Below are 14,437 nucleotides of genomic sequence, written 5' to 3' on the forward strand. Positions count from 1 at the left end.
CGAAAGGGCGGCGTGCCGCCAGACTGTCCACGTCCGTCCCACGTCTTTCGGGAACTATAACGATGACAACAACAACTTCGGATCCCGCGGCCGTCTGGCCGCAAACCCTGGTCGGCGCCGGCGTGCTGCTGACCGGTTTGGCGCTGGCCTTCGGCGCGATCAGCATTTCCTCCGAGGCCGGCTACGGCGGCGTCGGCCCCAACTTCCTGCCCTGGCTGGTCTCCGTCGGCCTCACGGTCTGCGGCGCCTGGATCATCTGGGAAGCGCGCAGCGGCGGCTTTCGCGAGCTGGACCCTCCCTCCGGCGCCGCGCAGGCCTACTGGCCCGGTTTTGCCTGGGTCTCTGCGGGGCTGCTGCTCAACGCGGCGCTGATCACCACCATAGGCTTCATCCTGAGCTGCACGCTGTGCTACCTGCTGGCGGTGCAAGGCCTGCGCCGCGCCAGCGGCCAGACGGGCGTCAATGCGCCGCGCACCTGGGTCACCGACTTCATGGTGGGGCTTCTGATCTCCGCGCCGGTGTTCTGGATGTTCACCAAATTCCTGGCGATCAACCTGCCGGGCCTGACGAACACGGGGTGGATCTGACATGGACATCTTCAATGCCCTGATGGCGGGTTTCGCCACGGCGATCACGCCGGTCAACCTGATCTGGTGCCTGGTGGGCTGTGCCCTGGGCACGGCCGTGGGCGTGCTGCCCGGCATAGGCCCGGCGGTGGCGGTGGCCATGCTGCTGCCCATCACCGCCAAGGTCGACATCACCGCCTCGATGATTTTTTTCTCGGGCATCTACTACGGCGCCATGTACGGCGGTTCGACGACCTCCATCCTGCTGAACACGCCCGGTGAAACCGCCAGCATGGTCACGGCCATGGAGGGCAACAAGATGGCCAAGAGCGGGCGCGCCGGCGCGGCGCTGGCCACGGCGGCGATAGGCTCGTTTGTGGCGGGCACCATCGCCACCGTCATCGTCACGCTGTTCGCCCCCTTTGTGGCGGAGTTCGCCGTCAAGCTGGGCCCGCCCGAGTATTTCCTGCTGATGCTGCTGGCCTTCACCACGGTGAGCGCCGTGCTGGGCAAAAGCACCTTGCGCGGCATGACGGCGCTGCTGGTCGGCCTGGCCGCCGGCTGCGTCGGCCTGGACCAGATCTCGGGCCAGGGCCGTTACACCGGCGGCATCCCGGAACTGCTGGACGGCATTGAAATCGTGCTGGTGGCCGTGGGCCTGTTCGCGGTGGCGGAAGTGCTGTACGCCGTGCTCTACGAGGGCAAAACGGTGGAAGACCAGAACAAGCTCAGCCGCGTGCACATGACCAAGGCCGACTGGAAGCGTTCGATTCCCGCCTGGCTGCGCGGCACCGCGATCGGCACGCCCTTCGGCTGCATCCCGGCCGGCGGCACCGAGATACCGACCTTCCTGAGCTATGCCACGGAAAAGAAACTGGCGAGCCCCGAAATCAGGGCCGAGTTCGGCGGCAAGGGCGCCATCGAAGGCGTGGCCGGCCCCGAGGCGGCCAACAACGCCACGGTGACGGCGGCGCTGATCCCGCTGCTCACGCTGGGCATCCCGACCTCGAACACCACGGCCATCCTGCTGGGCGCTTTCCAGAACTACGGCATCCAGCCCGGCCCGCAGCTGTTCACCACCTCCGCCGCGCTGGTGTGGGCGCTGATCGCCTCGCTGTACATCGGCAACGTCATGCTGCTGGTGCTCAACCTGCCCATGGTGGGCCTGTGGGTCAAGCTGCTGAAGATTCCCAAGCCGCAGCTTTACGCGGGCATCCTGATCTTCGCGACGGTGGGCGCCTACGGCATGCGCCAGAGCGCGTTCGATTTGTTCCTGCTCTATGCCATCGGATTGCTGGGCGTGCTGATGCGCCGTTTCGACTTCCCCACGGCGCCCGTGGTGGTCGGCATGATCCTGGGCCCTCTGGCGGAGGCGCAGCTGCGCAACGCCGTGTCGATAGGCGAGGGCAGCGCCATGGTGTTTTTCCAGCGCCCCATGTCGATCACGCTGGTCGTGATCGTGGTGGCGGTGCTGGTGCTGCCGCGCCTTGCCAAATACTGGACGAGGAGCAAATCTGTAAGCTGAGGGTTCCAACGACGAAGGAGACGACATGCTGACCATCAAACGACGCGCTGCCCTGGGAGGACTCGCTGGGCTGGGATTGGCGACATGGGGCGGGGCCATCCCCGCATGGGCGCAGACGGCGGCCAAGCCGCCGGCGGCCGCGCAGCCCAAAGCCCGGGTGGTCAAGCTGGCGCCCAAGCTGCGCATCGTGATCCCGGCCAACGCCGGCGGCGGCTGGGACCAGACCGGCCGCGCCCTGGGCACGGCGCTGGTGGGGGCGGGCGCGACGGATGAGATCGAGTATGAAAACAAGGGCGGCAAGGGCGGCACCATAGGCCTGGCCTACTACGCCGAAAAATACAGCGGCGACGCCAACACCCTGCTGATGGGCGGCATGGTGATGGTGGGCGCGGTGGCCCTGCAAAAGCCCGCCGTCGACATGAGCCGCATTCGCCCGATCGCGCGCCTGACCAGCGACTACCTCGTGGTGGTGGTCGCCGCCAATTCGCCGGTGCGCACGATTGCGGACCTTGCCGGCCGCATGCGCGCCAATCCCAAGGACGTTCCCATCGCGGGCGGCTCCGCCGGCGGCGTGGACCATGTGTTCGCCGGTGTGTTCACCCGCGCGGCCGGCAGCAAGCCGGAAGAACTGGTGTACCTGCCCTTTGCCGGCGGTGCCGAAGTGGTGCAGGCCGTGCTGGGCGGCAAGGCGGCGGCCGGCATCTCGGGCTACAGCGAATTTGCCGACGAGCTGGCCAGCGGCAAGCTGCGCGCCATCGGTGTGTCGTCCAAGCGCACGGTGTTCGGCATTCCCTCCATCCGCGAGCAGGGGGTGGACGTGGACATGGCCAACTGGCGCGGCGTGTTCACCGGCCAGAACGTGGCCGAGGCGCGCCAGGCGGAAATGCTGGAAGCCGTGAAGGCGGCCACCGGCCATGAATCCTGGCAGAAAACGCTCAAGCAGAACCACTGGGAGTCCTCGCTGCTTTCGGGCCCCAGCCTCACGAGCTTCATCGATTTTGACCTGACCACCTCGCGGGTCATGGTGCATTTGCTCAAGCTCAAGGCCTGAGCCGCGCATGCGCCCCGGGCGCGAAGCCCGGGTGCCTGCGTTCCCGCGTGTGGCATGAAAAGTGCTCCGGTGCAAGCGTCCGGGCACTGGATCAAACACCTAGCCATTGCCCTGGAAACTCCATCTACCATGGGCTCGGGAGGAAAAAGACATGCTGACCATCCAACGACGCACGGTTCTGGGCGCACTTGCGGGCCTCGGAATGGCCGCACCGCTTTGGGCCCAGTCCGCCAAGGGCAAGCTGGCGCCCAAGCTGCGCATCGTCATTCCCGCCATGTCCCGCACCGCGCTCGATGAAGCCGGCCGCGCCCTTGGTGACGCGCTGGTGGGCCAGGGCCTGAGCGACGAGATCGAGTACGAGAACAAGGAAGGCGGCAGCGGCACCGCGGGCCTGGCCTGGTTTGTGCAGAAGTACAGCGCCGACCCCAACGCCTTGTTCATGGGCGACAGCAACCTCGTTGGCGCACTGGCATTGCAAAAACCGGCCGTGGACCTCGGCAAGGTCAAGCCGATTGCGCGCCTGACCAGCGACTACCCGGTGGTTGTGGTGGCGGCCGCGTCGCCGCTCAAGACCATCAACGAACTGGTGGAGCGCCTGCGCAGCAACGCCAAACAGACGTCCATGGCCATAGGCGCGGTCGGCGGCGCCGACCATGTGTTCGCGGGCCTGCTGGCCAAGGCCGCCGGCGCCAGGCCGGAAGACGCGGTCTACCTGCCGTTCGCGCGCAACTTCGAGCTGGTCGATGCGGTGATGGGCGGCAAGGCGGCGGCCGGCGTTTCGAGCTACGGCACCTTCAGGGCGGAGCTGGCCGGCGGCAAGCTGCGCGCCCTCGGTGTCTCCTCCAAAAAAGCCGCTTACGGCGTCAAGTCGGTGCGCGAGCAGGGCCTGGACGTGGACCTCACCAACTGGCGCGCCGTGTTCACCGGCGCTGCCGTGCCGGCCGCGCGCCAGGCCGAGATGGTGGAGGGCGTGAAGGCTTCACTGGCCTATGAGCTCTGGAAGAAGACGCTCAAGGAAAGCTATTGGGAGCAGTCCTGGATGTCGGGGCCGGACCTCGGCAGCTTTATCGACTTCGATGTGAAGACCACGCAGCTGATGGTGCAACTGCTCAAGCTCAAGGCCTGATTCAAGCTTGGGCCGGCCCGGCTATTTCTTCGCGCCCAGGGCCAAAGCCCGTTCGCGCGAAGCCGCCAGCGCCTTGGCCGCTTCGGCGGCATCGGCCTGCACCGGCCAGCCCGCCAGGTGTTGCTGCGCGATCTCGGCCAGCCCCGCGATCCACTCATGGCTGTCATTGAGGCAGGGGATGTAGCAGAACTCCTTGCCGCCCGCCTGCAGAAAGGCCTCGCGCGCCTCCATGTTGATCTCTTCCAGTGTCTCCAGGCAGTCGCCGGTAAAACCCGGGCAGATCAAATCGACCCGCTTGACGCCGGCCCGGGCCATGGCCACCAGGGTGGGCTCGGTATAGGGCTCAAGCCATTTGGCCTTGCCGAAGCGCGACTGGAAGGTGACTTTGTACTGCGCGGGCTCCAGGCCCAGCTGCGCGGCCAGCAGGCGCGCGGTCTTGTGGCATTCGCAGTGATAGGGGTCGCCCAGCGTGAGCGTGCGTTCGGGCACGCCGTGAAAGCTCATGACCAGCTGTTCGGCGCGGCCCTGGGTGCGCCAGTGCTCGCGCACGCGGGCCGCCAGGGCCTTGATGTAGCCCTCGTGGTCGTGGTAATGGTTGACGAAGCGCAGCTCGGGGATGCGGCGTATGCGCGCCGCCCACTGGTAGACCGCGTCAAACACGCTGGCGGTGGTGGTGCCGCTGTACTGCGGGTAGGCCGGCAGGATGAGCACGCGTTCCACGCCGTCCGCTTTGAGCCGGCTCAGCTGCGAGGCGATGGACGGGCTGCCGTAGCGCATGGCGTAGCGCACCTCAACAGGGTGGCCGCGCACCGCCAGGTAGCCGCGCAGCAGGGTGGCCTGCTTCTGCGTCCAGACCCGCAGCGGCGAGCCCTCCTTCATCCAGATGCTGGCGTATTTGGCGGCCGATTTTTTGGGCCGCACGCGCAGGATGATGCCGTGCAGGATCAGCCACCACAGCGGTTTGGGGATCTCGACCACGCGCGGGTCGCCCAAAAACTCGGCCAGGTAGCGGCGAAGCGCCGGCGCCGTGGCTTCGTCAGGGGTTCCCAGGTTGCACAGCAGCACGGCGGTGGTGGAGGTGGCCGACGGGCCGACGGGCGGCGCGCCGTGGGAGAAGGGCGGTTCGGGAGCGAAGCGGGGGCGAAAAAACATGGGTTATTCTCGCCTATCCATTTCCTGCTTACCATGCTCGACCTGACCACCATCAAAGCCATCACGCTAGACCTCGATGACACGCTGTGGCCCATCTGGCCGGCCATCGAAAGAGCCGAGAAAGCCCTGGACGACTGGCTCAGCCGGCATGCCCCCATGACCGCGGCGCTGTTTTCCAACCCCGCCGCGCGGCACGAAATCCGCGAGCATGTCACGCGCTCGCGCCCCGAACTCAAGTACAACCTCAGCGCCATACGCCGCGAGGCGATACGGCTGGCGCTGTACCGCTCGCGCGAGGACCCGCTGCTGGCCGAGCCCGCCTTCGATGTTTTTTTTGACGAGCGCAACAAGGTCACGCTGTTTGAGGACGCGGTGCTGGCACTCGAGTTCCTGTCCGACCGCTACCCGCTGGTGGCGGTGTCCAACGGCAATGCCGACATCAGGCGCATAGGCATAGACGGCTATTTCAAGGCCAGCATCAGCGCCCAGCAGTTCGGCGTGGGCAAGCCCGACCCCCGCATCTTCCATGCCGCGGCCGGCGCGGTGGAGGTGCAGCCCGGGGAGGTGCTGCATGTGGGCGACGATGCCACGCTGGACGTGCTGGGCGCGCTCAATTGCGGCATGCAGACGGTGTGGGTCAACCGCTCCGACCAGTTGTGGGCGCACCCGGCCGTGCCGCACGAGACGGTGGCCACGCTGACCGAGCTCTGTGATTTGTTCCCGCGCTGACACTGCAGAGACAAGGTCTTTCATAAGGGGCTTCTCATGACGCTCAAGATTTACGGAACGGCGGCCTCGCGCGCGGCGCGCCCGCTGTGGCTGGTCCATGAGATGGGCCTGGCCCATGAACACATCCCGCTGCCCTTCACGGGCGGCGCCACACGCACCCCGGAGTTCCTGGCCATCAACCCGAACGGCCGGATTCCCGTGGTGGACGACGAAGGCGTGCTGGTCTGGGAGTCCATGGCCTGTGTGCTCTACCTGGCCGAGCGTTTCAAGGCGCCCGGCGTGCCGCTGCTGGCCGCGCAGGACCATGCCGAGCAGGCGGAGATTTTGCGCTGGAGCTTCTGGGTGGTCACCGAGTGCGAAAAAGACGCGCTGGCGTTTTTGATGCACCGCATCCTGATGCCGGCCGACCGCCGCAAGCCCCAGCTGGCCGACGACGCCGAGCGCCACCTGCTGACGCCGCTGCGCGTGCTGGACCAGCACCTGCAGGCCCGCCCCTACCTGGCCGGCGAGCGCTTCACCGCGGCCGACATCTGCGTGGCCTCGGTGCTGGCCTGGGTGCAGGGCGCGGCCGGGCTGATGGAGAAATGCCCGAAGGTGGATGAATGGCTGCAGCGCTGCCTGTCGCGGCCGGCTTACCGCACGGTGCGTGTGCTGGCCAAAAGCGCCTGAATCCGCCCGCTCAATGAAGATGCCGGGCCGCCTCCAGCCCGGAGCGCACCGCGCCTTCCAGCGTGGCGGGGTAGGGCCCGGCGATGTAGTCGCCGCAGGCATACAGGCCGGGCGCGACCTCGGCGCCGGGCCGCAACAGGCCGGGCGTGCAGGCAAAAGTGGCGCGTTTTTCCACAATGGTCTGCACGGCCTGCATGCCGCCCAGCCCCAGGTGCCAGAGTTGCGATTTCGCCTGCGCCAGCACCTGCGCGGTCAGCGTGGCGCTGTCGCCGCTGCTGGCGCTGATCACAAAGGCCAGCAGGCCGGCCGGGCCGCCCAGCTGCCCGCGGTCAAACACGAACTGGGCCGGCTCCGCGGCATTGGACGGCAAGGCCATCATGGGCAGCGGCAGGCACGCGCCTGAAGCCCAGGCATAGACGGTCGTCAGGGCCTCGTGCTGCAGGCCGTGCGTGCGCGCCAGCCAGTCCACCGCGGCCACGCCGCTGCCTTCAACCAGGCGCGCGGCCTCTTGCGGCGGACAGGCCAGCACCACGCAGTCGAAGGCCGCGCTGGCATCGGCGCTCACGACCCAGCCCGAGCCTAGAGGCGCGATGGCCTGCACGCGCGCGCCCAGCTGCGGCGCATTGCCCTGCGCGGCCAGCCAGGACAGCGCCGCATCGGGCAGCAGGGTGCTGAGGTCGGTGCGCGGCAGCAGCAGGTTGGAGCCGCCGCTCTCCGAAAAAAGCGCGTCATGCATCACGCGCAGGAACACCTGGCCGCTGGCGCGTTCGGCGGGCGTGTTGAGCGCCGAGACGCACAGCGGTTCGATCAGCGCGGCCATGGCGCCGGGCGCCAGGCCGCGGCACAGGTCGGCCACCGACTCGCCGGGCTTGCACTGGAATTTCTTGAGCTGCCAACCCACCGCGAGCTTGAGCATGGAAAATTTGTCGCCCAGTGGCCAGTCGCGCGCCAGCAGGATGCCGGCCAGCGCATCGACCGGGGCTGGCAGCTGCGGCAGCTTCAGGCCGCCGCCATCGGGAAACTGCAATGTCAGCGGCATCCTCAGCAGCGTGGCCTCGGTGTCCACGCCCAGGTCTTTCATCAGGCGCAGCGTTTCGGCGTAGGCGCCTATCAGGATGTGCTGGCCGTTGTCCAGCACCACCGGTTCGCCCTGCAGGGTGGCGCCCACCCGGCGCGCGCGGCCGCCCGCTGTGCGGGTGGTTTCAAACAAGGTGGCCTGGTAGCCCAGGCGGGTGGCTTCGACGGCAGCGGCGCAGCCGGCCCAGCCCGCGCCAATCACTGCAACCCTCATGGTCAGACAACTCGTCCGAAAGCCTGCGTTTTCCAGGCCAGCCAGAATTTGCGCAGCGGCGTGAGGCTCACGCGCTGGTGCAGCACCTGGTAGCCGTCGGCGGCGATTTCGCGCAACAGGGTGCGGTAGATGCTGGCCATCATCAGGCCGGGCTTTTGCGCGCGGCGGTCGGTTTCGGGCAGCATGGCCAGCGCTTCGTCGTAAAGCGCCAGGGCGCGCTCGGTCTGGAATTTCATGAGCGCGGTAAAGCGGTCGGAGTACTGGCGCTTCAAGATCTCGTGCGCTTTCACGTCGAACTGCTGCAGCTCGTTGACGGGCAGGTAGATGCGCCCGCGCATCGCGTCTTCACCCACGTCGCGGATGATGTTGGTGAGCTGGAAGGCCAGGCCCAGCTTGTGGGCGTAGGCGGTGGTGGCCTCGTCGGCCTGGCCGAAAATCCGCGCGGCCACCTCGCCCACGATGCCGGCCACCAGGTGGCAGTACTGCTTGAGCCCGGGATAGTCGAGGTAGCGGTTTTGCTCCAGGTCCATCTGGCAGCCGTCGATCACGGCCTGCAGGTGGCGCGCCTCGATGCGGTAGGTGGCGGCCAGCGGCATCAGCGCTTTCATGACCGGGTGTGTCGGCTCGCCGGCATAGGATTTCAGGACCTCGTTTTGCCACCAGGCCAGCTTGGTGCGGGCCACGCCGGGGTCGGTGACCTCGTCGACCACGTCGTCGATCTCGCGGCAAAAGGCATAAAAAGCCGTGATGGCGGCGCGCCGCTCTTTGGGTAAAAACAGGAAGGCGTAATAAAAACTGCTGCCGGATGCGGCGGCTTTTTGCTGGACATACTGCTCAGGCGTCATGCGGCGATTGTCACATGGGATGCCGCGTCTTCATGGGCCGGATCAGCGCATCCACAAGGCGCGCCAGCCCATCAGCAGCAAGTCCCAGGGCTTGAGCTTGGGGCGCCGCTGCAAGGTGTTAAAGCCCTGCGCTTCTATCTTGTCCAGGATGCGCAGGCCGCCTTGCACCACCAGGCGCAGCTCCCAGCCGCCGCGCCCGGGAATCTTCTTGCACAGGGGCGCACCTCTGAGCATCATGGCCCGCGCGGCATGCACATGGGCCGCGATCAGCGCGAGGGTGGCCGGGTTGGCTTGCAGCGCCAGCAACTGCGCTTCATCGACGCCGTGGCGGGCCCAGGCGTCGGCCGGCAGGTAGATGCGGCCGCGCGGAATGTCCACGCCCAGGTCTTGCCAGAAATTGATCAGCTGCAGGGCGGTGCAGATGTCGTCGCTCATCCGCAGCGAAGCGGCGTCCTGGATGCCGTAGAGGTGCAGCAGCAGCCGGCCCACGGGGTTGGCCGAACGCTTGCAGTAGTCCAGCAGTTCAGCTTCGTCGGCATAACGCTGCTTGACCGCATCCTGCTCAAAAGCGCTGAGCAAATCGGCCAGCAGGTTGACGGGCAGTTCGAACCGGGCCAGCTGGGGGCGTAGCTGCTCAAAGACCGGCGCCCAGCGCGGGGAGGGCGGCAGGCCCGCTGCGGTCGCCATCAAGTCGGCGCGGTAGGCGGCCAGCTCGTCCAGCCGGGCCTGCGGCGTGGCTTCGCCCTCATCGGCGATGTCGTCGGCCGTGCGGGCAAACCAGTAAATCGCCGCGATGGGCGGGCGTAGCTGCGGCGGGCATAGCAGCGAGGCCACGGGGAAGTTTTCATAGTGCGACACCCCCTGAAGGGGAACCGGGGCGCTGGGCTGTTGGAGGCCTGGGGTCATGCGGGCGATTGTCGCTTGACAAGCCTCAGCATTTACCCTAGATTACTAACCGGTCAGTCAGTAGTGAGTTTTCCAAGCTTCTCCTGGCTGCATGCCGTCCGAGTTTTCACACCAATCCGACCATGAATAAAACCGTTTTCTCCGTGGTGGGCGCTGCTCTATTGCTGGCCGCCTGTTCCAAGCCCGCCCCACCCGAAGAGCCGGTTCGCGCCGTGAAGGTGCTCACCGTGGGGACCGACGCGTTTTCGTCCAGCCATGAATATGCGGGCGAAGTCAAAGCCCAGGTCGAGTCCAGGCTGGGCTTTCGGGTCGGCGGCAAGATCATCAAGCGCCAGGCCGAGCTCGGCCAGCGCGTCAAGGCCGGGCAGGTGCTGGCCCAGCTGGACCCGCAAGACTTCAGGCTGGCCGCCGATGCGGCCCGTGCCCAGGTGGCTGCGGCCAGCACCAACCGCGACCTGGCCGCTGCCGACTTCAAGCGCTACAAGGAGCTCAAGGAGCAGAACTTCATCAGTGGCGCCGAGCTGGAGCGCCGCGAAACCACCCTCAAGTCGGCGCAGGCGCAGCTCGAGCAGGCGCAATCGCAGTTCGCCGTGCAGGGCAACCAGGCCAATTACGCGGCCTTGGTCGCCGATGTGTCGGGTGTGGTGACGGCCATCGAGGCCGAGCCGGGCCAGGTCGTGACGGCGGGAACGCCGGTGGTGCGCATCGCGGCCGACGGCGTGCGCGACGTGGTGTTCTCGGTGCCCGAAGACAAGGTGGCGAGCATCAAGGCCGGCTCGGCGGTCAAGATACGCGTCTGGTCGCAAAACGCCGATCTGGCCGGCAAGGTCCGCGAAGTCGCCGCCAGCAGCGATCCGGTCACGCGCACCTATACCGTCAAGGTTTCCATCGATGCCAAGGAGCCGCCGCCGCTGGGCGCCACGGTGTATGTGGTGCCGGAATCGGGCAGCGCCGTCGGCCTGCCGGTGATCAAGCTGCCGACCACGGCGCTGCGCCAGGAAGGCAAGGCCACGGCCGTGTGGGTGGTCGACAAGGCCAGCATGACGGTCAAGCCGCAAATCATCCAGGTCGCCACGGCCGACGGCAACGATGTGGTCGTGGCCTCGGGGCTGCAGGCCGGCATGCTGGTGGTGAGCGCCGGTGTGCATGTGCTGTCGCCGGGCCAGAAAGTCACTTTCTACCAGCCCAGTGTGGCCCTGGCCGGCGCCACGCCGGCGCAGACGAGTCCGAATGCCATGGCTGCCGCCGCGGCGCCCGCATCCGCTGCCTCCGGCGCGAAGTGAGGCGGCCATGACGCAAGCCCACCACGACGGCAACAGCCCTGCCGGCGAACTCGCTCCGCCCTCGACCCGCTTCAATCTCTCCAAATGGGCGCTGGACCATCCGGCGCTCACGCGTTACCTGCTGCTGGTGCTGATGATCCTGGGCTTCGCGTCCTATTTCCAGCTCGGGCAGGACGAGGACCCGCCTTTCACCTTCCGCGCCATGGTGGTACGCACCTACTGGCCGGGCGCCACGGCACAGCAGGTGGCCGAGCAGGTCACTGACAAGCTGGAGCGCACGCTGCAGGAAGCGCCGTATGCCGACCGCATCCGCAGCTATTCCAAGCCCGGCGAGTCGCAGATCATTTTCCAGATCAAGGACTCCTCCAAACCCAGCGAGGTCGCCAACGTCTGGTATTCGGTGCGCAAGAAGATCGGCGACATGCGCGGCACCTTGCCGGGCGGCATCCAGGGGCCGTTCTTCAACGACGAGTTCGGCGATGTCTACGGCGTGATCTACGCGCTGGAATCCGACGGCTTCAACTATGCCGAGCTCAAGACCTTTGCCGACGACGTGCGCCAGCAACTGCTGCGCGTGCCGGACGTGAGCAAGGTCGAGCTCTTCGGCGTGCAGGACGAAAAAGTTTTCATTGAGATCTCGCAAAAGCGCCTGGCGCAGCTGGGGCTGGACCTGAACCAGGTACTGGCCCAGCTCGGCCAGCAAAACGCCGTTGAGGCGGCCGGGGCGGTGCAGACGCCGCTGGACGTGGTGCAGGTGCGCGTGGCGGGCCAGTTCGAGGTGATAGAGCAGTTGCGCGCCATGCCGATCCGCGGCAGCTCGGGCGGCCAGCTGCGGCTGGGTGACATCGCCGAGATCAAGCGCGGCTATGTGGACCCGCCTTCCGTGAAGGTGCACCACCAGGGCAAGGAAGTGATCGCGCTGGGCGTGTCCATGGCCAAAGGCGGCGACATTATCGCGCTGGGCAAGTCGCTCACGGCGCTGTCGGCCCGTATCGACAAAACCCTGCCGGCCGGCATCAAGCTGGTGAACGTGCAGAACCAGCCCAAGGCGGTGTCCACCTCGGTGAACGAGTTCGTGCGCGTGCTGATCGAGGCCGTGGTGATCGTGCTGGCGGTCAGCTTCATCAGCCTGGGCTTTCACAAACGCCCGGACAACGGGTCTGGCCCCTTGCCGCTGTGGAAGCGCTATTACATCGACATGCGGCCCGGCCTGGTGGTGGGCATCACCATCCCCCTGGTGCTGAGCCTGACTTTCCTGGCCATGTGGTACTACGGCATAGGGCTGCACAAGATTTCGCTGGGCTCGCTGATCATCGCGCTGGGCCTGCTGGTGGACGACGCCATCATTGCCGTCGAGATGATGGTGCGCAAGATGGAGGAGGGCTACGACAAGGTGCGCGCCGCCACCTTTGCCTATGAGATCACCGCCATGCCCATGCTGACGGGCACGCTGATCACCGCCACCGGCTTTTTGCCCATCGGCCTGGCCAAGTCCACCACCGGTGAATACACCTTCGCGATTTTCGCGGTGACGGTGATCGCGCTGGTGCTGAGCTGGATCGTCTCGGTGTACTTCGTGCCCTACCTGGGCACGCTGCTGCTCAAGGTACCGCCGCACGTGCAGGAGGTGGCTGCCGGCAAGGACAGCCCGCACGAGATGTTCGACAGCCCGTTTTACAGCAACTTCCGCAAGACGGTGGACTGGTGCGTGGAGCACCGCTGGCTCACCATAGGCGCCACCGTGCTGATCTTCGTGCTGGGCATCGTGGGCATGGGCAAGGTGCAGCAGCAGTTCTTCCCCGACTCCAGCCGGCCCGAGATCATGGTCGACATCTGGTTCCCCGAAGGCACCTCCTTTGCCGCCAACGAGGCCACCGCCAAACGCGTGGAGCAGCGCCTGATGCGGGAAGAGGGCGTGAGTTCGGTCAGCACCTGGCTGGGCTCGGGCGTGCCGCGCTTTTACCTGCCGCTGGACCAGGTCTTTCCGCAGACCAACGTCTCGCAGATGATCGTGCTGCCCAAGGACCTGAAGGTGCGCGAGTCGCTGCGCATCAAGCTGCCGGCCCTGCTGGCCACCGAGTTCCCCGAGGTGCGCGGCCGCGTCAAGCTGCTGCCCAACGGCCCGCCCGTGCCTTACCCGGTGCAGTTCCGCGTGGTGGGCATAGACCCGCTGGTGCTGCGCGAGCGTGCCGACGAGGTCAAGGCGGTGATGCGCGAAAGCGGCAACACGCGCGGCGTGAACGACAACTGGAACGAGTCGGTGAAGGTGCTGCGCCTCGAGGTAGACCAGGCCAAGGCGCGCGCGCTGGGCGTGACCAGCCAGTCGATCGCCCAGGCCTCGCGCACCATCCTGGCCGGCACGCCCGTGGGCCAGTTCCGCGAAGGCGACAAGCTGATCGACATCGTGCTGCGCCAGCCGCTGGACGAGCGCAACGCGATCACCGACATCGGCAACGCCTACCTGCCCACGGCGTCGGGCAAATCAATTCCGCTCACGCAGATCGCCAAGCCGGTGTTCACCTGGGAGCCGGGCGTGATGTGGCGCGAGAACCGCGACTACGCCATCACGGTGCAGAGCGACATCGTCGAAGGCCTGCAGGGCGCCACCGTCACGCAGGAACTGATGCCCAAGCTCAAGGCACTGGAAGCGAAATGGCTGGAAAAAGGCCTGCAGGGCTACCGTATCCAGGTGGCCGGCGCGGTGGAGGAAAGCAGCAAGGGCTCGTCCTCGATTGTTGCCGGCCTGCCGGTCGCGCTGTTTATCGTGCTGACCCTGCTGATGCTGCAACTGCACAGCTTCAGCCGTTCCATCCTGGCCTTTGTGACGGGCTTCATGGGCATCGCGGGGGTGGCCGGGGCGCTGCTGGCGCTGAACCGGCCCTTCGGTTTCGTGGCGCTGCTGGGCGTGATCGCGCTGTTCGGCATGATCATCCGCAACTCGGTGATCCTGATCGACCAGATCGAGCAGGACCGTGCCCGCGGCGTGCCGACCTGGAACGCGATCGTCGAGGCGGCCGTGCGCCGGCTGCGGCCCATCGTGCTGACGGCCGCCGCCGCCGTGCTGGCCATGATCCCGCTGTCGCGCAGTGTGTTCTGGGGGCCGATGGCGGTCGCCATCATGGGCGGGCTGATTGTGGCGACGGTGCTCACCTTGTTGGCTTTGCCGGCGATGTACGCTGCGTGGTTCCGGGTCAAACGGGAAGACAGGCTGCACGTCGAGCCGCCTACGGCCGAAAAGCCATTGCCGGCCTGATTCTCTGCGGCCGGCCACCCGGACGCAAAAACCGGGCGCGA

Annotated in this window: 12 protein-coding genes; 8 read left to right on the top strand and 4 right to left on the bottom strand. The window is 66.8% G+C overall.

Annotated elements, in window-relative coordinates; all coding sequences use genetic code 11:
* The first annotated feature begins 62 nt into the window (after window positions 1-62).
* From AC1D09_RS07115 to AC1D09_RS07130, 4 genes are all read left to right on the top strand, one after another.
* Window positions 63-587, top strand: a complete 525-nt coding sequence (locus AC1D09_RS07115) for a tripartite tricarboxylate transporter TctB family protein (protein WP_477664643.1) — start codon at window positions 63-65, stop codon at window positions 585-587.
* 1 nt (window position 588) lies between these two features.
* A complete protein-coding gene (locus AC1D09_RS07120) occupies window positions 589-2,091 on the top strand; it encodes a tripartite tricarboxylate transporter permease (RefSeq protein WP_477664644.1) in 1,503 nt (500 codons plus the stop codon).
* 25 nt (window positions 2,092-2,116) lie between these two features.
* Window positions 2,117-3,142 (top strand): Bug family tripartite tricarboxylate transporter substrate binding protein, encoded by a 1,026-nt coding sequence (locus AC1D09_RS07125; RefSeq protein ID WP_477664645.1) that lies wholly within the window; start codon window positions 2,117-2,119, stop codon window positions 3,140-3,142.
* A gap of 151 nt (window positions 3,143-3,293) precedes the next feature.
* Window positions 3,294-4,268 carry a Bug family tripartite tricarboxylate transporter substrate binding protein gene (locus tag AC1D09_RS07130; RefSeq protein WP_477664646.1) on the top strand — a complete coding sequence of 325 codons (975 nt, stop codon included), beginning with the start codon at window positions 3,294-3,296 and terminating at the stop codon, window positions 4,266-4,268.
* Window positions 4,269-4,289: 21 nt separating this feature from the next.
* On the opposite strand, the gene hemH is transcribed toward AC1D09_RS07130, so the two are convergent.
* A complete protein-coding gene (gene hemH / locus AC1D09_RS07135; protein WP_477664647.1) occupies window positions 4,290-5,420 on the bottom strand; it encodes a ferrochelatase in 1,131 nt (376 codons plus the stop codon).
* Between the two features lie 33 nt (window positions 5,421-5,453).
* Between hemH and AC1D09_RS07140 the strand changes: the two genes are divergently transcribed.
* Together AC1D09_RS07140 and AC1D09_RS07145 are read left to right on the top strand one after the other, a co-directional pair.
* Entirely contained in the window at window positions 5,454-6,149 is a 696-nt protein-coding gene (locus tag AC1D09_RS07140; RefSeq protein WP_477664648.1) for an HAD family hydrolase, read from the top strand.
* 36 nt (window positions 6,150-6,185) lie between these two features.
* On the top strand, window positions 6,186-6,818 hold the full coding sequence (locus AC1D09_RS07145) for a glutathione S-transferase family protein (protein ID WP_477664649.1): 633 nt from the start codon (window positions 6,186-6,188) through the stop codon (window positions 6,816-6,818).
* Between the two features lie 10 nt (window positions 6,819-6,828).
* Here the strand turns inward: AC1D09_RS07145 and hpnE are convergent, their stop codons facing one another.
* Genes hpnE through hpnC form a run of 3 tightly spaced genes read right to left on the bottom strand, consistent with a single transcriptional unit; the run spans window position 6,829 to window position 9,860 of the window.
* Window positions 6,829-8,109 carry a hydroxysqualene dehydroxylase HpnE gene (gene hpnE / locus AC1D09_RS07150; protein WP_477664650.1) on the bottom strand — a complete coding sequence of 427 codons (1,281 nt, stop codon included), beginning with the start codon at window positions 8,107-8,109 and terminating at the stop codon, window positions 6,829-6,831.
* Window positions 8,110-8,111: 2 nt separating this feature from the next.
* Complete coding sequence (hpnD, locus tag AC1D09_RS07155; protein WP_477700992.1) at window positions 8,112-8,954, bottom strand: presqualene diphosphate synthase HpnD; 843 nt, start codon at window positions 8,952-8,954, stop codon at window positions 8,112-8,114.
* 42 nt (window positions 8,955-8,996) lie between these two features.
* The gene (hpnC, locus tag AC1D09_RS07160) at window positions 8,997-9,860 is read right to left on the bottom strand and encodes a squalene synthase HpnC (RefSeq protein WP_477664565.1); all 864 of its coding nucleotides are present in this window, start codon (window positions 9,858-9,860) and stop codon (window positions 8,997-8,999) included.
* 122 nt (window positions 9,861-9,982) lie between these two features.
* Here hpnC and AC1D09_RS07165 point away from each other — a divergent pair, with 122 nt between their 5' ends.
* Window positions 9,983-11,143, top strand: a complete 1,161-nt coding sequence (locus AC1D09_RS07165) for an efflux RND transporter periplasmic adaptor subunit (protein ID WP_477664564.1) — start codon at window positions 9,983-9,985, stop codon at window positions 11,141-11,143.
* A 7-nt stretch (window positions 11,144-11,150) separates the two neighbouring features.
* Window positions 11,151-14,396 carry an efflux RND transporter permease subunit gene (locus AC1D09_RS07170; RefSeq protein WP_477664563.1) on the top strand — a complete coding sequence of 1,082 codons (3,246 nt, stop codon included), beginning with the start codon at window positions 11,151-11,153 and terminating at the stop codon, window positions 14,394-14,396.
* Window positions 14,397-14,437: the final 41 nt, after the last annotated feature.

It is taken from the genome of Polaromonas sp. P1_A2 (assembly GCF_056406895.1).